Genomic DNA, 23,471 nt, shown 5'->3' with positions numbered 1-23,471 from the left:
GCAGAGCACCCGGAGGTCGGTGTCCTCCGAGCCTGTCACCCCTCCCCTCGCGGAGGTCATCGTCCTGACAGCATTCACGGGTGCACCCCGCACGGCCCTCAGGAAGAGCCGGTCACCGCATCGGCGCCGCTCGACCGGCGCTCAGTTCTGGACGACCGGTGTCACGCCGTGACGCGGAACCGCCGCCCGCCGATCTCGACGACGTCGCCGACCGCCAGCTGGCGCCCGCGTCGGCGGTCGACCTCCCCGTTCACCCGCACGAGACCGTCGGCGATCGCCTCCTTCACCTCGCCGCCCGTGTCGAGGATCCCCGCGAACTTCAGGAACTGCCCGAGGCGGATGGACCCGCCCTCCAGCGGCACGTCCTCGACCGGAGCCGACACGGCCCTAGACCGCCGGGATGTCGGCGAAGCGCGAGAAGTGGCCGTGGAAGCCCACGGTCACCGTGCGGGTCGGGCCGTTGCGGTGCTTGGCGACGATGAGGTCGGCCTCGCCCGCACGCGGGTTGTCCTTCTCGTAGGCGCTCTCGCGGTGCAGGAGGATCACCATGTCGGCGTCCTGCTCGATCGAGCCGGACTCGCGGAGGTCCGAGATCGCGGGGAGCTTGTCGGCCCGCTGCTCCGGTCCACGGTTCAGCTGCGACAGCGCGATGACCGGCACCTGCAGCTCCTTCGCGAGGAGCTTGAGGGCACGGGAGAACTCCGAGACCTCCTGCTGGCGGCTCTCGACCTTCTTGCCGGAGGTCATCAGCTGGAGGTAGTCGATGACGACCATCTTGAGGCCGATGCGCTGCTTGAGCCGGCGGCACTTCGCGCGGATCTCGACGAGCGTGAGGTTCGGCGAGTCGTCGATGTAGAGCGGAGCGTCGTTGATGCGACCGCGGGTCGACGCGATGGTCGTCCAGTCGCGCTGGTCGACGGTGCCCTTGCGCATGTGCTGCAGGGGCACGGAGGCCTCGGCCGAGAGCAGGCGCATCGCGATCTCGCTGCGCCCCATCTCGAGCGAGAAGAAGATGGTCGGCATCTGGTGCTTGATCGCGGCGGCCCGCGCGAAGTCGAGCGCGAGGGTCGACTTTCCGAGCGCCGGTCGCGCGGCGACGATGATCATCTGACCGGGGTGGAAGCCGTTGGTGAGGTCGTCGAGGTCGGCGAACCCGGTCGGCACTCCGGTGAAGGCGCCGTCCTTGTGCGCAGCGGCCTCGATCTCGTCGATCGCGACGGTCACCGCATCCGTCAGCGGGACGTAGTCCTCGGCCGCCTCGGATCCCGTGACGTTGTAGATCTCGGCCTGGGCCGTGTTGACCAGGTCGAGGACTTCGCCCTCGCCCTGGTAGCCCATCTGCGCGATGCGGGTGCCGGCCTCGACCAGGCGGCGCAGCAGCGCGCGCTCGGCGACGATCGAGGCGTAGTAGCCGGCGTTCGCCGCCGTCGGCACCATCGCGGTCAGCGAGTGCAGGTAGTCGGCGCCGCCGGCGCGCTGCAGCTCGCCCTGCTTGGTGAGCTCGTCGGTCACCGCGATGACGTCGGTGGGCTCGCCGTGCGAGTAGAGCTGCAGGATCGCGTCGAACACGATCTCGTGCTTGGGGATGTAGAAGTCGGTGGCCTTGACGCTCTCGACGACGTCGGCGACCGCGTCCTTCGAGAGCAGCATGCCTCCGAGTGCCGACTGCTCGGCGAGCAGGTCGTGCGGAGGGGTGCGCTCGTGGCGCGGGGAGTCGCCCCGGCCCTCGCCTCGGCCCTCGCTCCGTCCGTCCGAGCCGGGAACCGCCAGGTGCGCGATCGTCATGCCTTCGCCTCCTCCTGTCGGGTGCCTCGCGGGAACGCGCGGATCGTCGGCCGAGCCGCGATCGCGAGCGTCGGATCCGGTCTACCAGCGACCTCCGACAGGGTCGGCGCCGGTGCTCCGGACGCGTCGTCCCGCTCCCCTCGCGGGGCGCTGCGCCACACTACGTACCGCTCGACACCGGGGTCAAACCGCCCTGTGGAGGAGAGTGTGGACAACTTCGGGGAAACGCCGCACTCCGTGTGAGCAACGTGTGGAGAACCCTGTGGAAACAGAAGCGGTACGGATCTTTTTTCACCGCGCCGACCAGGGGAAATCTTCATTCCACAGGCCTGTGGGGAAAAGAGTCTCCAGACCACATTGAAGGTTGCCCGCGCGTTTGGGTGTATGTGGATGGAGCTGTGGAGAACGGGACGACGAAGGGCGGTGCAGCAGGACCCGGGGATCCCGCCGCACCGCCCTTCGAGGCGTGTCTCGCGGCCTTACTTGGCCGCGACCACCTGGAGCTTCACGGTGGCCTGGATGTCGTCGCGCAGACGCACCACGGCCTCGTGCTCGCCGACCGTCTTGATCGCGTTCACGATCACGATCTTGCGCTTGTCGAGCTCGCCGAAGCCGGCCGACGCCACCGCGTTCGCGATGTCGCTCGTCTTCACCGAGCCGAACAGGCGGCCGTCGCGGCCCGCCTTGACGGTGAGCTTCACCCGGTTGGCCTCGAGGACCTGCTTGGTGTGCTGCGCCTCTTCGATCGTCTTGTGCTCGCGCGCGGCGCGGGCCGACTTGATCTGCTCGACCTGCTTCTCGCCGCCTCGGGTCCACGCGACGCCGAAGCCCTGCGGGATGAGGTAGTTGCGGGCGTAGCCGTTCTTGACGTCGACGACGTCACCGGCGGAGCCGAGACCGTCGACCTCGTGGGTCAGGATGACCTTGGACATACCGTTACCTACCTTCCGCTGCCGGCGTAGGGCAGGAGCGCCATCTCGCGGGCGTTCTTGACGGCACGGGCGATGAGGCGCTGCTCCTGGACGGAGACGCCGGTGATACGACGGGCGCGGATCTTCCCGCGCTCCGAGATGAACTTGCGGAGGGTCGCGACGTCCTTGTAGTCGATGACACCCACGCGGACCGACTTCGCGGGGGCCGCGTTCTTCGCGCCCTTGCCGCGGATCGGCTTGCGGCGGTCGCCGCTGCTCTTTCCAGCCATAGTGGTTTCCTTAGATTCTGGTTCGCCCCCGCCCGCTGCCGCTCGTGCGGTCTGCGGGAAAGGCGTGATTCAGGTGAGGTCGCGTCCGAGCCCGAGGCTCAGAACGGCGTCTCGTCGTTGTAGCTGCCCGGCGTGCTCCAGACGTCGCCACCGGCGGGCGCGCTCGGCGCCCACGGCTCCTCGGCCTGGCCACCGCGGTTGCCTCCCGCGTTGCCGCCGGAGCCCCCCTGGTTGCCGCCGAAGCCGCCCTGACCGCCCTGGCTCCCGCCCTGACCGCCGCCGACCTGGCCGCGTCCACCGCCCGCGCCTCCACCGGAGGCACGCGTGACCTGAGCGGTCGCGTAGCGGAGCGAGGGACCGATCTCGTCGATCTCCAGCTCGATGCTGGTGCGCTTCTCGCCTTCCTTCGTCTCGTACGAGCGCTGCTTCAGGCGGCCGGTCGCGATGACGCGGCTCCCCTTCGTCAGCGATCCCGCGACGTGCTCGGCGAACTCGCGCCAGACGGAGGCCCGGAGGAACAGCGCTTCGCCGTCCTTCCAGTCGTTCGCCTGACGGTCGAAGGTGCGCGGAGTGGAGGCGATGGTGAAGTTCGCGACCGCGAGCCCGTTCTGCGTGTAGCGCAGCTCGGGGTCGGAGGTGAGGTTCCCCACCACGGTGATGATCGTCTCGCCGGCCATGAGCGCTACGCCTTGGGAGCGGCCGAGGCCTTGGCAGCCTTGCGGGCGGCCTTCTCGTCGGCGAGCTTCGCGGCGGCCGCGACCTGGGCGATGCCCTCTTCGGCCCGCAGCACCTTGGTGCGCATGACGGCCTCGGACAGCTTCAGCTGACGGTCGAGCTCGTTCGCAGCGGCGGAGGTCGAAGTGAAGTCCACGACGGCGTAGATGCCCTCGGTCTTCTTGTTGATCTCGTACGCCAGACGACGGCGACCCCAGACGTCCACCTTGTCGATGGATCCACCATCGGTGCGGATGACGTTGAGGAACTTGTCGAGACTCGGAGCGACGGTGCGCTCATCGATCTCGGGGTCCAGGATGACCATGATTTCGTACTGATGCGTCACTAACCCACCTCCTTCGGACTGAACGGCCACGGTATTTCCGTGACAGGAGGGTATGTAGCATCTGCCCACTCCCGCGGACGCGAGTGCGTCTGGTCGTGGACAACCTGGATACCCTACCATCGCGGCCGTTCCCACGGTCAGGAGATCTGCGCCCGTGCGAGCGGTGCAACGCGACTCAGCGCGCCGCCCACCACTCCTTCAGCCGCTGCGTCGCGACCTCCTCGCCCAGCGGCCCCTCCTCGAGCCGCAGCTCGAGCAGGAAGCGGTACGCCGCTCCGACCTCGGGCCCCGGCGGCAGGCCGAGGATCCGCATGATCGCCGTGCCGTCGAGGTCGGGCCGCTTGGACGCGAGCTCCTCCTTCTCGGCGAGCTCCGCGATCCTGTGCTCGAGGTCGTCGTAGGCGTGCGCCAGCCGGTCGGCCTTCCGCTTGTTGCGCGTGGTCACGTCGGCCCGCGTGAGGATGTGCAGTCGCTCGAGCAGGGGCCCGGCGTCCGTCACGTAGCGGCGCACGGCGGAGTCGGTCCACGCTCCGTCGGTGTAGCCGAAGAACCGCAGGTGCAGCTCGATCAGCCGGGCCACCTCGGTGGTCGTCTGCTTGTCGAACTTGAGCGAGCGCATCCGCTTGGTCGCGAGCTTGGACCCGACGAGGTCGTGGTGGTGGAAGCTGACCGCTCCTCCGGGCTCGAGGCGGCGCGTCGCGGGCTTGCCGATGTCGTGCAGCAAGGCGGCGAGTCGCAGCACGACGTCGGGTGCCGCTCCGGGGTTCCGCGACTGCTCGAGTGAGATCGCCTGCTCGAGCACCGTGAGGCTGTGCACGTAGACGTCCTTGTGGTGGTGGTGCTCGTCCTGCTCCAGGCGCAGGGCGGGCAACTCGGGGAGGATGTAACCGGCCAGACCGGTGTCGACGAGGAGCTCGAGGCCCGCACGCGGAGACGCGGTCGACAGCAGCTTCCGCAGCTCCTCCTGCACCCGCTCGGCCGAGACGTCGCGGATGCGCGGCGCGAGCTCGGCCATCGCCCACTCGACCTCCTCCGTGGTGCGGAACCCGAGCTGGGAGGTGAAGCGCGCACCCCGAAGCATGCGGAGCGGATCGTCGCCGAAGGACACCTCGGCGTCGGCGGGCGTCCGCAGGCGCCCGGCCAGCAGGTCCTCCACACCTCCGGACGGATCCACGAGGACGACCTCGGGGATCCGCAACGCCATCGCGTTGACGGTGAAGTCCCGCCGCACGAGGTCGCCCTCGAGAGTGTCGCCGAACTCCACCTCGGGCTTCCTGCTCACCCCGTCATAGCTGTCGCTGCGGTAGGTCGTGATCTCGACCGTCTCGCCGGCGAGACGCGCGCCGATCGTGCCGAAGGCGCGTCCGATGTCCCAGTGCGCCTCGGCGATCGGAGCGACGATGCGCACGATGTCGTCGGGGCGGGCGGAGGTGGTGAAGTCGAGGTCGTGCACGCCGTGTCCGAGGAACGCGTCGCGGACCGGACCGCCGACCAGCGCGAGCTCGTGGCCCTCGGCGGCGAACGCCTCCGCCAGCCGCGCCACCGTGGGAGTGGCCGCCAGTGCGCGGAGGGTCTCGAGTGCCGCCTGGACGCTGTGCATTCGCACGAGTGTAGTCGCGGCGGGCGACGCGCCCAGGGGCGCTGGTGGTGCTAACCGCTCAGACCGGTTACAGCCGTTCCCACGACCCGCCCCGCCGCCCCCGGCGGGCCTGCACGTAGAATCACCCGCATGGAGGCCGAGTGAGTTCGATGCATCGGCGCGGCCCCACCCTCTCGGATCGGTTCCCGGTCCCGCAGCTGCTCCGCGCCGTCGGCGCGGCGGCCCTCGCGGTCGCGCTCGTCGGCGTCGCCCCGTCTGCCTTCGCCACCACTCCGACTCCGGCGCCGAGCACTCTGAGCTCGCCGTCGCCCGACGATCCGGCCGACGGCACCGTCACCGCGACGGTCGGCGCAGCGAACGACGGCGTCCTGCTCGCGGGTCAGGACCTGCAGCTGTCGGTCTCGGTGCGCAACGGCACCACGGAGTCGATCGACGGCGCCCGCGTCGAGGTGACGATCGACTCCGACACGCTCGATTCGCGCGACGAGCTCGCCGAGTGGCTCGGGGGAGAGGACGACGTCGCCGGCCTCCCGATCGGCGACGGAGCGGATGTCCGCCTGCTCCCCTCGAGCTCCGCCCAGGTCTCGCTCACGATCCCCGCGGCCGCCATTCCGTTCTCCTCCGACCCCGCCGCTCGCGGATCGCACGCCGTCGCCGTCACCGTCACCGGTCCGGGCGGCCCCGTCGCCACGGCGCGCACGGCGGTCGAGCTGACCGACGGCGTCCCGTCGACGCAGGAGACGGGCGTCGCCGTCCTCGTCCCGCTCACGATCCCGGGCAGCGGCGAGGGCCTGATCCCGGCCGAGACCCTCGCCGACTACACGGAGTCGACCGGCACGCTCTCGCGGCAGCTCGACTCCGTGCTCGGCCGCGCCGTCGCGATCGGGGTCGACCCGCGGATCCTCGCGTCGATCCGGATCCTCGGCGCCGCCGCTCCCGAGTCGGCGACGGCCTGGCTCGAGCGCCTCGAGTCGGCGCCGAACGAGGTCTTCCCCCTTCCCTACGCGGATGCGGACGTCTCGGCGCAGGCGCAGTCGGGCCTCGCGACGCTGCTGGGGCCGGCGTCGTTCGAGTACGGCGTCGATCCGACCCTGTTCGCCGAGCCGGCCACCACGGCCACTCCCTACGCGACGCCGGAGCCCGTCCCGACCGAGCAGGCCGACGAGGTCCTGCCCGCCCGACCGACGGCGGAGTCGCTGCTCGCGTTCGACTGGTCTCCGACCGTGGGGTCGATCGCCTGGCCCGACGATCTGACCGTGCGGGCCGCGGACCTCGACGTCTATGCCGCGAGCGGCATGAGCCGCACGATCGTCGCCTCCGCCAACCTCACCCTCCCGGACGACACGGCGACCCGGACCGTCGTCGACGGCCACGACCTGGTCGTCAGCGACAGCGTCCTCTCCACCGCGCTCGACGACGCCGTCACGGCCGGCACCGATGCGGAGTGGCGCGCGCGCATGACCGCGCTGACCGCGGCCCTCGCGCAGGTGCAGCGCGAGGGCGAGGTGCCCGACGTCGTCCTCGCCCTCGAGCGCGGCGCAGCTCTCGACGGGGTCCGCCTCGCGCAGACGCTCGACGCGCTCGACGCGCTCCCGTACGCGGAGGGGACCTCGCTCGCCGCCGCTCTGACGGCCCCCGAGACGGCGGACGCCGCCGTGGTCGACGCACCGGAGTCGGAGGAGCGCCTCGAGACCGTCTCGACGCTCCTGGGCACCGCGTCCCGCGTCGAGGAGTTCTCGGCCGTCCTCACCGATCCGCAGCTGCTGAGCGGCAAGCTGCGCAACGACCTGCTCGCCGTCCTGGCCGTGTCGTGGCGCGACGACGACGCCGGCTGGGCGGAGGCGGTCACGACGAGCCTCGACAACGCCGACACCACACTGAGTGGTGTCTCGATCGAGGCCACGAGCACGCTCAACCAGCTGTCCCGCGACTCCAGCATCCCCGTCTACGTGCGCAACGACCTTCCGTGGCCCGTCACTGTCGAGATCAGCGCGTCCACCTCCAACGCCGTCCTCGACATCGACGAGAGCTCGATCGAGCCGACCGCCATCGATGCGCGGTCGCAGGGCCGCGTCCTCATCCCGGTCAAGGCGCGGGTCGGCAGCGGCGAGACGACGCTCCGGATGCAGCTCACCGCACTCGACGGCACGGTCATCGGCCTCCCGGCCCGCGTGAGCACCAACGTGCGCGCCGACTGGGAGACCGTCGGCACTCTCTCGTTCGGCCTCCTGCTCGTCGTCGTCTTCGGCGTCGGGATCCTCCGCAACATCCGCCGCCGTCGCCGCGGCGGAGCGGCGGTGGAGCCGGAGGAGGACCCCAACGCCCCCCTGGCGGTCCAGCCCGGACCGGACGACCGACGAACGGACCCGCGTGGCTAGCTTCTCCCTCGGACGCGCGAGCGCCGTCCTCGCCTCCGGCACGATGGTCTCGCGCATCCTCGGCTTCGTCATGTCGATCGTCATAGCCAACGCGATCGGCGCGGCCGTCGCTCCAGGTGCCGATGCCTTCACGACCGCGAATCTTCTCCCGAACACGATCTACTCGATCATCGCCGGAGGCGCCCTCAACGCCGTCCTGGTGCCGCAGATCGTCAAAGCAGGTCTGCATGCCGACGGCGGCGCGGGCTACATCAATCGACTGATCACCCTGGCCCTCGGACTCCTCCTCGCGACCACCGTCGCAGCGACCCTGCTCGGTCCACTCCTCGTGCGGCTCTACGCGCCCGGATACGGGCCGGCTCAGTACGAGCTCACGGTCGCCTTCGCGTTCTGGTGCCTTCCGCAGATCTTCTTCTACGGTCTGTTCACGATCCTGGGCGAAGTCCTCAATGCCCGTGGATCGTTCGGTCCCTTCACCTGGGCGCCGGTCCTCAACAACGTCGTCGCGATCACGGGCCTCGTCGCTTTCACTCTGCTCTTCGGATCGGATCCGGAGGGCGACCGTCCCGTCGGATCGTGGACACCGGTGATGATCGCGGTCCTCGCAGGCAGCGCCACCCTCGGCATCGTCGTTCAGGCCGGCTTCCTCACCTTCTTCTGGCGGCGAGTGGGACTGCGCTACCGACCGGACTTCCGCTTCCGAGGGGTGGGCCTGGCGACAGCCGGCCGCATGTCTCTCTGGTCGTTCGCGACCGTTCTGCTGACCATCGGAGCGGGGATCGTCGAGAGCCGGGTCGCCTCCAACGCCTCGGGAGAGGGGCCGTCGGCGGCGGCGCTGCAGAAGGCGTGGCTCATCTTCATGCTGCCTCACTCCGTGATCGCCATCTCGATCGCCATGGCCTACTTCACCAAGATGAGCGGTCACACCGCTCGCGGCGAGATGAAGGAGTTCCGGTCGGACGTGTCGACGTCGCTCCGGGTCGTGCAGATGATGATCGTCTTCGCGGCCGCGGCGATCGTGGTCGTCGCCGTACCGTTCGGGTCGGTGTTCTCGAACTCCTTCGCGGACGCGCAGGCGATCGGAGCGATCGCGATCGCGTACGTCGTGTCCCTTCCGCTCTTCTCCTCGATCGCGATCATGCAACGGTCGTTCTACGCACTCAGCGACGGAGCTCGCCCGTTCCTCTTCACGATCGTGCAGGTCGTCGTGGCCGTGACCGGTTATCTCGTCGTCCTGCAGCTCCCCGCCGATCGGGTCGCTGTCGGGATCGCCTCCGCGACCTCGCTCGGCATCGCCGCTCAGGCGATCACGGCCGCCCTGCTGCTGCGTCGCACGCTCGGAGGCCGAGGCGGTCGTCGCATCGTCGTGCGCCTCCTGCAGTACCTCGTGACCGCGATCCCCGCCATGGCCGCGGGTTGGGGGGTGCTGATCCTGCTCGGTGGCACACGGGCGGGCGGCTTCGCGGTGTCGAACTACGTCGAACCGCTGCTCTCGATGGCGGTGATCGGCACGACCATGGCGATCGTCTACTTCGGGATCCTCTGGGTCGCCCGCAACCCCGAGCTGCGCGCGATGGCCGCTCCGTTCCTGCGCCGCCTCGGCCGCTGACCCGCTGTCGGTCGAGGAGTGGGAAAGTCCTGATCAGGGTTCTTTTTCATTTCGATCCACGAGATCGCGGGTCCGGACCCTGACCGCGGGCCGAGCGCCCGGGTCGGCGCGGAATAGCGCCCGCCTAGGATGTGTTGTAGCCCGTGGAGCCGGGGAACGACCGAGCGACCGGATCCGGGCTCCGCACGACCGTTCAGCATCACGACAGCGCCCCTGGGGCGCCGTCTCCCACCAGCACCCGCTCAGCACAGACCTCGAGGAGTTGCCGTGCGCGACATCGTCATCATCGGATCCGGCCCCGCCGGCTGGACTGCCGCCATCTACGCGGCCCGCGCCGACCTGAAGCCGATCGTGGTCGCCTCCTCGGTCGAGATCGGCGGCGACCTGATGAACACCACCGAGGTCGAGAACTTCCCGGGCTTCCCGAACGGTGTCCTCGGGCCCGAGCTCATGGCCTCCATGCAGGCCCAGGCCGAGCGCTTCGGAGCGACGACCTACTACGACGACGTCACCTCCCTCGACCTCGAGGGCGAGACCAAGACCGTCCACCTCGGATCGGGCGAGAGCATCGAGGCGAAGACCGTCGTCGTGGCGACGGGCTCGGCCTACCGCAAGCTCGGCCTGCACGACGAGGAGCGCCTGTCGGGACACGGTGTCTCGTGGTGCGCGACCTGCGACGGCTTCTTCTTCAAGGGCAAGACGATCGCCGTCGTCGGCGGCGGGGACTCCGCGATGGAGGAGGCCACCTTCCTCACCAAGTTCGCCGAGAAGGTCTACGTCATCCACCGCAAGGACACGCTCCGCGCCTCGAAGGTCATGCAGAAGCGTGCGCACGACAACGAGAAGATCGAGTTCGTGTGGAACTCCGAAGTCGTCGGCATCCGCGGTGAGAACCACGTCACCGGAGTGAAGCTGCGCGACACGGTCGACGGCACCGAGAGCGCCCTCGATATCGACGGTCTCTTCATCGCGATCGGCAACGACCCGCGGACGCACGTCGTCCACGGCAAGCTCGACCTGACGACCGACGGCACCATCTCGGTGGTCGGCCGCTCCTCCCAGACCTCCGTTCCCGGCGTCTTCGCCGCGGGCGACGTGATCGACCCGACCTACCGTCAGGCCGTCACCGCCGCCGCATCCGGAACGGTCGCAGCCCTCGACGCGGAGCACTACCTCGCTGCGCTCGCCGATGGCACCGCCCACACCGAGGGGGCACCCCAGGTGGCCGCCTCGGTCGAGGCTGAACTCATCACCCGCTGACCCCCCGGTCAACACCAGTGGAACCGGCTCGACCGGTTCGCGAAGGAGAAACCATGTCCACCGCGAAGAGCGTCACCGACGCCTCGTTCCAGTCCGACGTCCTCGACTCCGAGAAGACCGTCCTCGTCGACTTCTGGGCCGAGTGGTGCGGCCCGTGCCGCATGGTCTCGCCGATCCTCGACCAGATCTCGGCCGAGCACGGCGACAAGATCGAGATCGTCAAGCTGAACGTCGACGAGAACCCGCAGACCGCCGCGAAGTACCAGATCACCTCGATCCCCGCGATGAAGGTCTACCAGAAGGGCGAGGTCGTCAAGACCGTCATCGGCGCCAAGCCGAAGCCGGCCCTGGAGGCCGACCTGGCCGCATTCCTCTGATCCACGCGATCCTCTGATCCGGCCGAGTCGGATCCACGGAGCCCTCGCCCCTTCGGGCGGGGGCTTCGTGCTGTTTCACGTGAAACAGCTCGGGCCACCGACAGCGGAGTGGAGTCGAACGGCCCCGCTTCGGCGGAACAGTCGCCGGATAGTGTGGACGGACCCGGTCGAACGGCCGGGCCTCCATTCGACGACCGGAACGACGACATCGTGATCAACCGCGGCACCAACCTCGACCCCTGGTACGACTCCTATGCGGAGCGGACGGCCGGTCTGGCCGCCAGCGAGGTCCGAGCCCTGTTCGCGGTCGCCTCGCGCCCCGAAGTCGTCTCGCTCGCGGGAGGCATGCCGTTCGTGTCCGCCCTGCCGCAGGATCTCGTCACGGGAGCGATCGACTCGGTGATGCGCGAGCAGGGTCCGGTCGCGCTGCAATACGGCTCGGGACAGGGTGTTCCCGTCCTGCGCGAGCAGATCCTCGAGGTGATGGCTCTCGAAGGCATCTCGGCCAGCGCTGACGACGTGGTCGTCACCACGGGCTCTCAGCACGCCCTGGAGCTCGTCTCGAAGATCTTCCTCGACCCGGGGGACGTCGTCCTCTCCGAGGGGCCCAGCTACGTCACCGCGATGGTCATCTTCCGCTCGTACCAGGCCGACATCGAGCACGTCGCCATGGACGAGCACGGCCTGATCCCGGAGTCCCTCCGCGAGCACATCGCTCGGGTCCGGGGGCAGGGGAGGACCATCAAGTTCCTCTACACCATCCCGACCTTCCACAACCCCGCCGGCGTCACGCTGAGCTGGGAGCGACGAGTCGAGATCCTCGAGATCTGCAAGAGCGAGGGGATCCTCGTGCTCGAGGACAACCCGTACGGACTCCTCTACTTCGAGGACGTCCCGCCGAAGGCGATGCGGTCTCTCGAGGAGGACGGTGTCATCTACCTCGGCACCTTCTCGAAGACCCTCGCTCCCGGCTTCCGTGTCGGCTGGGCGCTGGCGCCGCACGCCATCCGCGAGAAGCTCATCCTCGCCAACGAGGCCGCGGTGCTCAGCCCGTCCTCCTTCAGTCAGCTGGTCATCTCGAAGTACCTCGCCACCGCGGACTGGAATGCGCAGATCGACACCTTCCGCGGTGTCTACCGCGCGCGCAAGGAGGCGATGCTGCGCGGGCTCGAGACTCATCTGCCCTCGCTCACCTGGACGAACCCCAACGGAGGCTTCTATGTCTGGCTCACACTGCCGGACGAGCTCGACTCCAAGGCGATGCTCCCCCGGGCCGTGAAGGAACTGGTGGCCTACACCCCCGGGACCGCCTTCTTCGGAAACGGCGACGGCCGACAGAACATCCGTCTCTCCTTCTGCTATCCGACTCCCGAGCGGATCGGTGACGGGATCCGGCGGCTCGCCACGGTCATCAACGGCGAGCTCGATCTCCTGTCGACTTTCGCCGACACCAAGCCGATCCGCACTTCCGCGGACGAGCAGACGGTCGTCAGCCTGCCCCCGACGGTCTCCTGACCGACCGATCTTCAAACAAAAGGCCTGATCATGACCAGTTTCCGCACGTCCGGCGACTCCCTGGACATCGTCGTCGTGAGCGGCGGTATCAGCCATGAGCGGGACGTGTCCCTCCGGTCAGGGCGTCGTGTCGCCGACCGACTCGCCGCGCTCGGGCACCGCGTGACCACTCGCGAACCGGATGCGGATCTGCTTCCGTTCCTGGCCGATGCTCGCCCGGACCTCGTCTGGCCTGCGGTCCACGGAGCCAGCGGAGAAGACGGAGCGCTGCTGGGGTTGCTCGAGGCCGCCGGTCTGCCCTACGTGGGATCCGACGCCGACGCCGCGCGGCTCGCCTGGTTCAAGCCGACCGCGAAGACCCTGGTAGCGCGCGCAGGCATCCTCACACCGCGCTCCCTCACCCTCCCCCGCGACACTTTCCGCGAGCTCGGCGCCGCAGCCATCCTCGCGCAGTTGCGATCTCATCTGTCCGGCGATCTGGTGGTCAAGCCGGCTCAAGGCGGCTCGGCTCAGGGGGTCAGCATCGTCGACGCCGACGGAGATCTCGCGCGAGCCATGGTCAGCGCCTACACCTACGGTGACGTCGTCCTGATCGAGGAGCGCGTCCATGGGACGGAAGTGGCGGTCGGTGTCCTCGACCTCGGAGACGGCCCGGTCGCTCTTCCCGTGATCGAGATCGAGCCGATCGGAGGCGTGTACACGTTCGACGCGCGCTACACGGCTGGGGAGACCCGCTTCTACGTTCCTGCGCGCGTCGCTCCGGAGGCACTCGCCGAAGTCTCCGCCGCGGCCGTCGCTGTTCACCGGCTCCTCGGACTCCGGGATCTCTCCCGGATCGACTTCGTCATCCACGCCGATGGTCGTCCCTGGTTCTTCGATGCGAATGTCATCCCCGGCCTGACCGAGACGTCCCTGGTCCCCCAGGCCATCGAGGCCTCCGGCCGTTATCTCGGCGACGTCTATTCGACTCTGGCGCACTGCGCGGTACTCGGACATACCGCGCGCATCTGATTCGCGCTTGTCGAGCGTTTCACGTGAAACGCTCACCGCACCAGCGCTCTTCGGCCTCGCCTCTGTCCTGACCACTGCACTCGGCCTGGAACTCCTCGAAAGAAGATCGAGAGTGTCCTGCAGCCGCTGTCCGGGTAGACCCGTAGCAGCCCTTTCGAGATCGGCGCATGAGAAACGACCCGCACCGCGGCAGTCGAATGGCACAGCGGCAGCACCTCGCGAAGAGGATCCCGTGCCAAGGGTTTCACGTGAAACGTGATCGCGTCGCGCACCAGTGAAGACGGGAGTGAACGGCTCCATTCTTGTCGGAGGACATGAGCCGTGCGCTGTGCATATCGCCGAGCCGCAATTCTTCGGTACTTGCTGGTCGAAGAGCTCGCGCACCGGGCGCAGGGGGCGCCTTCGGCGCCGACGCAGGGCAGGGACGAGACGGATCTTCTGGAAGACTTGGGTCTCGATACGCCCCCTCGGGGCTACTCGACCAGCGAGGAGGCGGGAGTCCTTTCTCAGTAGATCCACCCGCGGATCCGGCTCAGCCAGGCAACGCGACAGCAATCGTGATGGAGCGGACTCTGCCGTTTCACGTGAAACACCCGAAATCTCTAAATGAATAACCCGTGCAACGTGGCCTTCGTGGTGAAGACTCGCGACGCGGCCAAGAAGTATTGCGCGACGACGGCACTGACGGAGTTCTTTCCGCCGTTTCACGTGAAACGGTGGACGTGATCAGTAGTCGCTGATCGAGTAGCTCGCGCAGCGCGGCGTATCGATATCAACAGCACGACCCTATCCTCGGCGAGGAAACGGCTTAGATCGCTCTTCTTTCAACGCGAGAACGCCCCGGAGTAGAGATCACTCCGGGGCGTTTCCCGTGAAACATCACAGCGACCTACGGCGCGAGCGACACTTCAGACGGCTCGCCGATCTCGGCAAGAATGCGGTTCAGATCCTGGATGGTCGCGAAGTCGATCACCATCTGGCCCTTGCGAGCACCCAAGGTGACCTTCACGCGAGTGTTCAGTCGGTCTCCGAGGTGATCCGCGATCGAGCTCAGGTGCCCCACATGGCCGCCACGCTCCTCCGGCGCCGGGCGAACCGCATTACGCGGAGCCTTCATCTGTGCGGCGGCGGCCTCTGCCGCGCGCACAGAGAGGTCCTCGTTCACGATCTTGTCCGCGAGACGCCGCATCAGCTCGACGTCATCGAGCGAGAGTACCGCCCGAGCATGGCCGGCAGTGAGGACTCCGGCGGCGACACGAGCCTGCACGTCGGACGGAAGGCGCAGGAGGCGCAGCGTGTTCGAGATCTGCGGGCGGGATCGGCCCAGTCGAGTGGCGAGAGCCTCCTGCGTGATCCCGAAGTCGCTGAGCAGCTGCTGGTACGCCGACGCCTCTTCGAGCGGGTTCAGTTCCGCCCGGTGCAGGTTCTCGAGCAGCGCATCGCGCAGCATGTTCTCGTCCGCGGTGTCCTTGATGACCGCAGGGATCGTCGTCAGCCCGGCCGCCTGGGAGGCCCGGAATCGGCGCTCCCCCATCACCAGCTCGAATTTCGCACCACTACGGCCGGAGACCGGCCGCACCACGATCGGCTGCAGAACCCCGTACTCCCGCACGCTGTGGATCAGTTCGGCGAGGTCGTCCTGATCGAAGACCGTCCGAGGCTGAGCCGCGTTCGGCACGATGTCCTCGAGGGGGAGTCGTGCGAGCCGCGCGCCCGGCACGTCGAGCAGATCGTCCGCCGACTGGACGTCGACGTTCTGGTCGGGGAAGAACACATCGACCGGACGCGAGCGCGTCTCATCGCTGGTCGGGATGAGCGAGCCGATGCCCCGGCCCAGTCCAGTCCGCTTCGTCGCCATCAGCGTGCCTGCCCTTCGTTCTCGGTGTTCTCGACCTTCCGTGCGCCCCGCCGCGCGAGTTCCGCCGCGGCTTCGAGGTACGCCAGCGATCCTGACGACTGCGGGTCGTAGCTGATCACGCTCTGCCCGTAGCTCGGCGCCTCGGAGATGCGGACGTTCCGGGGGATGACCGCCCTCAGGACCTCCTTGGGGAAGTGCTCGCGCACGTCGGCCGCAACCTGGTGGGAGAGGTTCGTGCGCCCGTCGAACATGGTGAGCAGGATCGTCGACACCCCGAGATTCGGGTTCAAGTGCCGCTCGATCAGGTCGATGTTCTTCAGCAGCTGGCTGAGCCCTTCGAGCGCGTAGTACTCGCACTGGATGGGGATCAGCACTTCGCGCGCCGCAACGAAGGCGTTGATCGTCAGCAACCCGAGCGACGGCGGGCAGTCGATGAACACGTAGTCGAAGGGCTCCTCCATCTTCTCGAGCATCTTGTCGAGCGCTCGGCGAAGACGCTGCTCGCGGGCGACGAGGGAGACGAGCTCGATCTCGGCGCCGGCGAGGTGGATCGTCGCCGGCACCCCGTAGAGCGAGGCGAACTCGGGGCTCTTCTGAACGACCTCCGCGAGGGGAGTGTCGTTGACGATGACGTCGTACACGCTGCGGGTGTCCGCCCGGTGCTCGATCCCGAGTGCCGTCGAGGCGTTGCCCTGAGGATCGAGGTCGATGACCAGGACCTTCGCGTCGCCCCGCGCCAACCCGGCCGCCAGGTTCACGGTCGTGGTCGTCTTGCCGACCCCGCCCTTCTGGTTCGAGATGGTGATGACACGCGTCGAATCCGGCTTGGGCAGCGGCTGAGCATTCAGCAACGCGCGCCGGCGGGTCATGTCGGCGATCTCGCGGGCCAGGGGAGTGGAGGCGTCGAATCCCCCGGACTGTCCGGCCACATCGGAATCGGGTCGTTTCACGTGAAACCTTCGCTCGGCAATCGGATCAGGGCGGGTGCCACCGGGGCCGACGATCGAGGATCCGGAACGGATCATCTGCGAGGTCGGCGGATCAACCCACTGTAGCCCGGACCACGCGCGTGACCTCGGAGAGCACGCCGTCGCCCAGCACCACGACCTTGGGAGGAGACACCCGGAAGCGCCGGAGAACCTTCTCGGCGGCCGCGATCTCCTTCTCGGCGTTGATGCCCTTCAGTAGGACGAGCTCGCCGCCCGGGCGGAGCAGCGGCGCGGTGAGAGGGATCAGCTTCGACAGCGCACTGACGGCCCTGGCCGTGACCTGATCCAGCGGTTCCTCGAGTCGTACCTCCTCAGCGCGGGCCCGAAGAACTGAGACATTCTCGAGTCCGAGCTCCGCAACCTGCTCGCGGAGCCACACGATGCGCCGCTCCATGGGCTCGATCAGCACGAACCGCACGTCCGGCCGCACGATGCCCAGCACGAGCCCGGGAAGGCCGGCCCCACTGCCGACATCACCCACCAGCCCCGGACGCAGCAGAGGGGCCACCAGCGCGCTGTTGAGCACGTGCCTGGTCCACAGGCGGGGGAGCTCGAGTGGGCCGATCAGACCGCGCTCCTCACCCTGCGCGGCCAGCGACTCCGTGAACGCGCGGAGGACCGGCAGCCGATCGCCCGCGATCGCCGCAGCGGCGTCCGGCTCGGCCTCGAGGGTCGGCTCCACGGCGATCAGCCGCGGGTGATGACGGTGTGGCGCTCGCGCGCCTCGCCACGCGACTCCGACACGAAACCGCGCTCGCCCACCATGTCGTGCACCAGCTTGCGCTCGTAGGACGACATCGGAGGGAGCGACGCCGACGTCGCGCCCTCCTCGATGCGCTCGATGGCGCGGTCGACGAGCTGAGCGAGCTCGTTCTCGCGGGCGTCCCGCGAGCCGCCGATGTCGAGGATGAGGCGCGAGAAGGCACCCGTCTTCGTCTGCACCGCGAGGCGCGTCAGCTCCTGCAGGGCCTGGACCGCGTCCGGGCGCGACAGGACCCGGAGGTTGGTGTCGCCGGTCGCCGTGACCGACAGGTAGGCGCGGCCGTTGCGCACCTCGATGTCGATGTCGCCGTCGAGGTCGCAGATGTCGAGGAACTCCTCGATGTAGTCCGCGGCGACGTCGCCCTCGTCCTCGAGCTGCGCCAGAGTCGATGCGGGAGCGTCGTCCTCCGGCGTCGGAACGGCGGCAGCGGCCGGCGCCTCGGCGGGCAGGGGGGCCTCGTCGAACGACGGTGCGAGGGCCGGAGTGGTCTGCGTCTGGTCGGTCATGGCGGTCCTACTTCTTTCCGGCTTGCTTCTTGGCGCGGTTCTTGCCGACGGGCTGCTGACGCTGCACGACCTTCTTCTCCACCAGCGTGGTCTCGCCCGCGACGTTGGTCTCCTCGACGAGCTTGCCCTTGCGGCGCAGTCGCTCCTCGCGGGCCTTGGCGGCCTCGCTGCCGGGGGTGGGCATGTTCCGGATGACGATGAACTGCTGGATCATCGTCCAGATGTTCGAGGTCAGCCAGTAGAACATGACGCCGAGGGGGAACGCGAAGCCCGAGAAGGCGAACACGAGGGGGAGGATGTAGAGCAGGATCCGCTGCTGCTTGAAGGTCGGCGAGGCCTTGGCCTCGGGCGACATGTTCTTCGAGACGATCTGCAGCTGGGTGATGAACTGCGACGCGGTCATCAGGACCACCATGATGACGGCGATCACGACGACGAGCTCCTGGCCGCCCTCCTGCAGGGCGCCCTGGATGGACTGGTGCAGCGGCGCGATGCCGAACAGGTTCGCCTCGCCGAACTGGCGGGCGAGCTGCTCGTTCAGGGGGCCGACGCCCTCCTCGCTCCGCTGGGCGTCGTTCAGCACCGAGAACAGGCTGAAGAAGATCGGCATCTGGATCAGCAGGGGCAGGCACGAGGCGAGCGGGTTGGTGCCCGTCTTCTTGTAGAGCTCCATGGTCTCGCGGGACATCGCCTCGCGGGAGAGCTGGTCGCGCTTGCCCTTGTACTTGTCCTGGATCTTCTTCAGTTGCGGCGCCACCTCCATCATGCGGCGCTGGCTCTTGATCTGCTTCACGAAGATCGGGATCAGAGCGGCGCGGATGACGAGGACGAGGCCCACGATCGACAGCACCCAGGTGATGCCGGCCGCCGCCTCCATACCGGTCAGCGTCAGCAGCTGATGGAAGGCGACGAGGATCAGCTCGACAGCCCATTTGAGGGGCCAGAGGATCGTGCCGAGGAGGTCCATGGGAGGGGTCAGTCCTTTCGAGGGCCCGCGACGAATCCGAATCGCGTCACAGCGAAGCGGATGCGGCCCGGAGCCGGCCGGTGCAGAGGGATCGAGGTCGGTACGTCGTCGACCCCGCCGGCCGCCCACGGGTGGCAGCGGAGCAGACGACGAGCAGCGAGGACGGAGCCGAGGACGAGTCCGTGGAGCTGGACCGCCTGCAGCGCGTACGCGGAGCACGAGGGGTAGTAGCGGCAGACGTCCCCGTACAGAGGGGAGACGACCGCCCGGTAGACGAGCAGCAGCAGGATCCCGATGTTCCGGGGGAGCAGGAGCACGCCCCACGCCACCCGTACCGGCCACGAGAGCGGACGGTCGAGGACGGAGGTGGTCACGAGCGGACCTCGGCGGCCCGGGCGGAGCGCGGGTTCCGCGTCATCGCGACCACGACCTCGCGGCGCAACTCCGACCAGGGAGCGGTCGCGCTGCTGGGCAGCGCTCGGATCACGACGTCGGTGCCGTGGTCGGTCTGCCCGACCAGCTCGAACGCGATCGCCTTGAGGCGGCGGCGCACGGTGTTGCGCGTCACGGCCGACCCGACGGACTTGGCCACGATGAATCCGAACCGCGGGGGAGTCGCCGAGGAGGACCTCCGGACATACGTGACGGTGTGCGGTCCTGTGGACCGCACACCGCGACGGACGACTGTCCGGTACTCGTCACCTCGGACGATGCGATTGGCTCTGGCCAGCACCGCTGGTCGGTACCGCTGGGCTCTACGCCGAGAGCTCGGTGCGGCCCTTGGCGCGACGCGCGCTCAGGATGCCGCGGCCGGCGCGGGTGCGCATGCGCAGACGGAAGCCGTGCACCTTGGCGCGACGACGGTTGTTCGGCTGGAAGGTTCGCTTGCTCATAGTTCAATCTCCACGTACGTGTTCCTCGGTACCAGCGGGGCGTCCGCCGGAGCGGTGCCCCGGTTCCCCGGGAAGAAAGGGTGCCCGGCTCCGATCCGGCACCGTCCGTGAGGACCGACCGTGCGACCCCGGGCAGGCGTCAACTGATTAAAACTACGGCCTCTCCCGTCACCGGTCAAATACGGTGCGGCCGAAACCTCGATTCTGCCCGTGCACGAGGCACGTTCCGCGCATTGACACGCGGAGGCCCCTGTGGTGGATTTGTCTCCCGTCGGCTCCTTCGTTACCGTGTTGAGCCGCAGTTATCCACAGGCCGAGACGGCTCGTGCCCGCGTCCGCGCTGGCATCGGCTCCCCCCTGTGGAAGACCCTGTGGAAGACGTCCGTCCCCCCGAAGGGTCCGGACGGCCGACGGAACCGCGGGTTCGCCGTCGTGAACGATGCCGCAGGGCGCACAGGATGTCGACAGCGACCGAGGACCGGAGACAGATGCCAGAGGACACGTCGATCGTCGACGCGTGGAAGGTGATCCTCGGGGCCCTCTCGCAGGACGAGCGCATCACCGCTCCGCTCTACGGATTCGTCTCGCTCGTGGAGCCCAAGGGCATCATGGCGGGCACCTTCTACCTCGAGGTCCCGAACGAGTTCACCCGCGGCATGCTCGAGCAGCGCGTGCGGGTGCCGCTGCTCAGCGCGATCGGCACGCTCGACGACTCCTTCGGGGTCTCGACCTTCGCCTTCGTGGTGAATCCCGACATCGAGCACGAGCCGCTGAGCTCGCCGACCTCGTCCGAGTCGATGAACCCGTTCGAGCCGATCACCGCCTCCTCCCCCTCCCTCGCCCCCGTGCGCTCGGTCGACGAGATGCGGACCGTGCCGGCCACCGACACGAGGCTCAACCCGAAGTACAGCTTCGACAACTTCGTCATCGGAGGCTCCAACCGCTTCGCCCACGCCGCAGCGGTCGCGGTCGCCGAGGCCCCCGCGAAGGCGTACAACCCGCTCTTCGTCTACGGCGACTCCGGCCTCGGCAAGACCCACCTCCTCCACGCCATCGGCCACTACGCGATGAGCCTCTACCCCGGCATCCGGGTGCGGTACGTCTCCTCCGAGGAGTTCACGAACGACTTCATCAACTCGATCGCGAACAACCGGGGCAACGCGTTCCACGGCCGGTACCGCAACGTCGACATCCTCCTGATCGACGACATCCAGTTCCTGCAGGGGAAGGCCGAGACGCAGGAGGCCTTCTTCCACACGTTCAACCAGCTGCACGATCACAACAAGCAGGTCGTGATCACGTCGGATCTGCCGCCCAAGGCGCTCACCGGCTTCGAGGACCGCATGCGCTCGCGCTTCGAGTGGGGCCTCATCACCGACGTGCAGGCGCCCGACCTCGAGACGCGCATCGCGATCCTCCGCAAGAAGGCGGTCAGCGAGAAGCTGCTCGTGCCGGACGACATCCTCGAGTTCATGGCATCGAAGGTGTCGAGCAACATCCGCGAGCTCGAGGGGACGCTGATCCGCGTCACCGCGTTCGCCAGCCTGAACCGCACGCCCGTCGACATGTCGCTCGTGCAGACGGTGCTCAAGGATCTGATCACGCTCGACGAGGACAACGTCATCTCGCCGGTCGACATCATCAATCACACCGCCGACTACTTCAAGCTGACGGTCGACGACCTCTACGGCTCGTCCCGCTCGCAGGCCGTGGCCACCGCGCGTCAGATCGCGATGTACCTGTGCCGGGAGCTGACGAACCTGTCGCTGCCCAAGATCGGCCAGCTGTTCGGCAACCGCGACCACACGACGGTCATGTACGCGAACAAGAAGATCTCGGAGCTCATGAAGGAGCGCCGCAGCATCTACAACCAGGTCACCGAGCTGACCACCCGCATCAAGACGAACCGCTAGCCGGCGCAGCCCCGCGGCGGCGAGGGCGCCCTCCTCCGGTGACGGGGATCTCGATACGCGCCCTGCGGGCGCTACTCGATCAGCGAGCAGGACGCGTGCGCCTCTCTCCGACAGCCGATCCCTTGCTGGTCGAGTAGCCGCGAAGCGGCGTATCGAGACCGCCGTCCGCCGAGTGTCACCGCCTCCGACACGCCGCCGCGCCCACCCGCGTTCGACGGATCGAACGGATTCCGTCGATTTCCACACGTGTGCAGAACCTGTGGATAACTGTGGACAACCGGCCTCGAACTGTGCGGCCGATCGAGCCGCCTGTGGAATCGGGCCGGGGCGTCCGGATCTGTCAACAGGGCGTCCACCGACGCGCTCACACCTCCTCCACAGGGGCACAGGGCGCGCATGCCAGCAACGAGTAGGCGTCCGGAGCGTTTTCCACAGTTTCCACACGTGTTAACACTGTTAACGCAGTTCTCTCTTTAATCAGGGCGCGAACGACAACCTTGTGGAGGAGCGGACGAGCGGGCAGCGGGTCCACCCCCTTCTGAGCACGTCGAGAGTCACGAGTACGATGGGCGTCGGTCTTCTTCAGCGACTCGTCAGGGGTGTTTTCGTGAGGTTCCAAGCCAACCGCGATGTCTTCAGCGAGGCCGTGTCGTTCGCGGTCAAGCTGCTGCCGCAGCGCACGACCCTGCCGATCCTCTCCGGCGTCCTCATCGAAGCGACGAGCGAGGGCCTCACGCTCTCCTCCTTCGACTACGAGGTCTCGGCGCAGACGCAGATCGCCGCCGACGTCGAGGAGACCGGCACCGTCCTCGTCTCGGGCCGCCTTCTCGCCGACATCGCCAACCGTCTGCCGAACGCCCCCGTGCGCATCGCCACGCAGGAGTCGCGCGTCTCGGTCTCGGCCGGGTCCGCCCACTTCACGCTGCTGCAGATGCCGGTCGAGGAGTACCCGTCGATCCCCGAGATCGACGCGTCGACCGGGCTCGTCCCCGCCGACGCCTTCTCGGCCGCGATCTCGCAGGTCGCCGTAGCCGCGTCCCGCGACGACGTCACCCCGGTCATCACGGGCGTGCAGCTCGAGATCACCGAGAACACCATCGGACTCGTCGCGACGGACCGCTACCGCGTCGCCGTCCGCGAGATCGACTGGGACAACGGCGACAACCCCGCTCCGACCCAGCCCCTCACCGCACTCGTCCCGGCCCGCACCCTGCAGGAGGTCGGCAAGACCTTCGGCCACTCCGGCACCGTCTCGGTCGCGATCACGCAGCGCGACGAGCGCGAGCTCATCGCCTTCACCGCCGATCGCAAGACCGTCACGTCGCTCCTGATCAAGGGGAACTTCCCCCCGGTCAAGCGCCTCTTCCCCGCCTCGGTCGAGAACTACGCGGTCATGGCGACGAGCGACCTCATCGAGGCCACCCGCCGCGTCTCCCTCGTCCTCGAGCGCGAGGCCGCACTCCGCTTCAGCTTCAGCAGCGACGGACTCACCCTCGAGGCCATCGGATCGGAGCAGGCGCAGGCGTCCGAGAGCATCGACGCGATCCTGACCGGAGGCAACGTCGTCGTCTCGCTGAAGCCGCAGTTCCTGCTCGACGGGCTCGCCGCGGTGCACTCGGAGTTCGTGCGCATCGCGTTCACGAAGACCGAGAACCCCAACAAGCCCGGTCCGGTGCTCCTCACGGCCCAGACCTCGCGCGACCAGCCCGGCAACGACAGCTACCGCTACCTGCTGCAGCCCAACCTGCTCCTGCGCTGACCCCCGTTCCTCGATCGCACCGTCGCG

The 23,471-nt window shown here is 68.2% G+C and carries 23 protein-coding genes; 8 read left to right on the top strand and 15 right to left on the bottom strand.

Going from position 1 to position 23,471, the window contains the following annotated elements; translation table 11 throughout:
• Positions 1–161: 161 nt before the first annotated feature.
• From C1I63_RS04865 to C1I63_RS04835, 7 genes are all read right to left on the bottom strand, one after another.
• Positions 162–383 (bottom strand): RNA-binding S4 domain-containing protein, encoded by a 222-nt coding sequence (locus tag C1I63_RS04865; protein ID WP_107573969.1) that lies wholly within the window; start codon positions 381–383, stop codon positions 162–164.
• Between the two features lie 4 nt (positions 384–387).
• Positions 388–1,785 carry a replicative DNA helicase gene (gene dnaB, locus C1I63_RS04860; RefSeq protein ID WP_055784557.1) on the bottom strand — a complete coding sequence of 466 codons (1,398 nt, stop codon included), beginning with the start codon at positions 1,783–1,785 and terminating at the stop codon, positions 388–390.
• Positions 1,786–2,264: 479 nt separating this feature from the next.
• Positions 2,265–2,717 (bottom strand): 50S ribosomal protein L9, encoded by a 453-nt coding sequence (gene rplI / locus C1I63_RS04855; protein WP_055784554.1) that lies wholly within the window; start codon positions 2,715–2,717, stop codon positions 2,265–2,267.
• A gap of 8 nt (positions 2,718–2,725) precedes the next feature.
• Positions 2,726–2,986, bottom strand: coding sequence for a 30S ribosomal protein S18 (gene rpsR, locus C1I63_RS04850; RefSeq protein ID WP_055784551.1), 261 nt, complete (start codon positions 2,984–2,986; stop codon positions 2,726–2,728).
• A 98-nt stretch (positions 2,987–3,084) separates the two neighbouring features.
• Positions 3,085–3,663, bottom strand: a complete 579-nt coding sequence (locus tag C1I63_RS04845; RefSeq protein WP_056868853.1) for a single-stranded DNA-binding protein — start codon at positions 3,661–3,663, stop codon at positions 3,085–3,087.
• A gap of 5 nt (positions 3,664–3,668) precedes the next feature.
• Complete coding sequence (rpsF, locus tag C1I63_RS04840; RefSeq protein WP_055784548.1) at positions 3,669–4,046, bottom strand: 30S ribosomal protein S6; 378 nt, start codon at positions 4,044–4,046, stop codon at positions 3,669–3,671.
• A gap of 175 nt (positions 4,047–4,221) precedes the next feature.
• Complete coding sequence (locus C1I63_RS04835) at positions 4,222–5,646, bottom strand: CCA tRNA nucleotidyltransferase (RefSeq protein ID WP_107573968.1); 1,425 nt, start codon at positions 5,644–5,646, stop codon at positions 4,222–4,224.
• Positions 5,647–5,795: 149 nt separating this feature from the next.
• Between C1I63_RS04835 and C1I63_RS04830 the strand changes: the two genes are divergently transcribed.
• From C1I63_RS04830 to C1I63_RS04805, 6 genes are all read left to right on the top strand, one after another.
• Positions 5,796–8,024, top strand: a complete 2,229-nt coding sequence (locus C1I63_RS04830) for a DUF6049 family protein (protein ID WP_107573967.1) — start codon at positions 5,796–5,798, stop codon at positions 8,022–8,024.
• A complete protein-coding gene (murJ, locus tag C1I63_RS04825; protein ID WP_244906983.1) occupies positions 8,017–9,633 on the top strand; it encodes a murein biosynthesis integral membrane protein MurJ in 1,617 nt (538 codons plus the stop codon). Before C1I63_RS04830 ends, murJ begins: the two co-directional genes overlap by 8 nt.
• Before the next feature lie 267 nt (positions 9,634–9,900).
• Positions 9,901–10,893, top strand: a complete 993-nt coding sequence (gene trxB / locus C1I63_RS04820) for a thioredoxin-disulfide reductase (RefSeq protein ID WP_055784537.1) — start codon at positions 9,901–9,903, stop codon at positions 10,891–10,893.
• 53 nt (positions 10,894–10,946) lie between these two features.
• Positions 10,947–11,270: a thioredoxin gene (gene trxA, locus C1I63_RS04815; RefSeq protein ID WP_055784535.1), complete on the top strand. Its 324-nt coding sequence runs from the start codon at positions 10,947–10,949 to the stop codon at positions 11,268–11,270.
• Positions 11,271–11,483: 213 nt separating this feature from the next.
• Positions 11,484–12,785: an aminotransferase-like domain-containing protein gene (locus C1I63_RS04810; protein WP_211315652.1), complete on the top strand. Its 1,302-nt coding sequence runs from the start codon at positions 11,484–11,486 to the stop codon at positions 12,783–12,785.
• Between the two features lie 30 nt (positions 12,786–12,815).
• Positions 12,816–13,796 carry a D-alanine--D-alanine ligase family protein gene (locus C1I63_RS04805; protein WP_107573966.1) on the top strand — a complete coding sequence of 327 codons (981 nt, stop codon included), beginning with the start codon at positions 12,816–12,818 and terminating at the stop codon, positions 13,794–13,796.
• A gap of 889 nt (positions 13,797–14,685) precedes the next feature.
• Here C1I63_RS04805 and C1I63_RS04800 read toward each other — a convergent pair.
• From C1I63_RS04800 to rpmH, 8 genes are all read right to left on the bottom strand, one after another.
• Entirely contained in the window at positions 14,686–15,654 is a 969-nt protein-coding gene (locus tag C1I63_RS04800) for a ParB/RepB/Spo0J family partition protein (RefSeq protein ID WP_107573965.1), read from the bottom strand.
• Positions 15,654–16,604, bottom strand: coding sequence for a ParA family protein (locus tag C1I63_RS04795; protein WP_107573964.1), 951 nt, complete (start codon positions 16,602–16,604; stop codon positions 15,654–15,656). Before C1I63_RS04795 ends, C1I63_RS04800 begins: the two co-directional genes overlap by 1 nt.
• A 91-nt stretch (positions 16,605–16,695) precedes the next feature.
• Positions 16,696–17,331: a 16S rRNA (guanine(527)-N(7))-methyltransferase RsmG gene (rsmG, locus tag C1I63_RS04790; protein WP_425326986.1), complete on the bottom strand. Its 636-nt coding sequence runs from the start codon at positions 17,329–17,331 to the stop codon at positions 16,696–16,698.
• Complete coding sequence (locus C1I63_RS04785; protein ID WP_107573962.1) at positions 17,331–17,912, bottom strand: Jag family protein; 582 nt, start codon at positions 17,910–17,912, stop codon at positions 17,331–17,333. The genes rsmG and C1I63_RS04785 overlap by 1 nt, the downstream gene beginning before the upstream one ends.
• Before the next feature lie 7 nt (positions 17,913–17,919).
• A complete protein-coding gene (gene yidC, locus C1I63_RS04780) occupies positions 17,920–18,879 on the bottom strand; it encodes a membrane protein insertase YidC (RefSeq protein WP_056868845.1) in 960 nt (319 codons plus the stop codon).
• A gap of 8 nt (positions 18,880–18,887) precedes the next feature.
• A complete protein-coding gene (gene yidD, locus C1I63_RS04775) occupies positions 18,888–19,253 on the bottom strand; it encodes a membrane protein insertion efficiency factor YidD (protein ID WP_055784517.1) in 366 nt (121 codons plus the stop codon).
• Positions 19,250–19,612 (bottom strand): ribonuclease P protein component, encoded by a 363-nt coding sequence (gene rnpA, locus C1I63_RS04770; protein WP_107573961.1) that lies wholly within the window; start codon positions 19,610–19,612, stop codon positions 19,250–19,252. Before rnpA ends, yidD begins: the two co-directional genes overlap by 4 nt.
• 22 nt (positions 19,613–19,634) lie before the next feature.
• Positions 19,635–19,772 carry a 50S ribosomal protein L34 gene (rpmH, locus tag C1I63_RS04765; RefSeq protein ID WP_055784512.1) on the bottom strand — a complete coding sequence of 46 codons (138 nt, stop codon included), beginning with the start codon at positions 19,770–19,772 and terminating at the stop codon, positions 19,635–19,637.
• A 458-nt stretch (positions 19,773–20,230) separates the two neighbouring features.
• Here rpmH and dnaA point away from each other — a divergent pair, with 458 nt between their 5' ends.
• Positions 20,231–21,685 (top strand): chromosomal replication initiator protein DnaA, encoded by a 1,455-nt coding sequence (gene dnaA, locus C1I63_RS04760; protein ID WP_372488182.1) that lies wholly within the window; start codon positions 20,231–20,233, stop codon positions 21,683–21,685.
• A gap of 607 nt (positions 21,686–22,292) precedes the next feature.
• Positions 22,293–23,444, top strand: a complete 1,152-nt coding sequence (dnaN, locus tag C1I63_RS04755) for a DNA polymerase III subunit beta (protein ID WP_107573960.1) — start codon at positions 22,293–22,295, stop codon at positions 23,442–23,444.
• Positions 23,445–23,471: the final 27 nt, after the last annotated feature.

The organism is Rathayibacter caricis DSM 15933, assembly GCF_003044275.1.
Lineage (GTDB): Bacteria > Actinomycetota > Actinomycetes > Actinomycetales > Microbacteriaceae > Rathayibacter > Rathayibacter caricis.
This window is presented reverse-complemented; position numbering and strand designations above follow the sequence as displayed.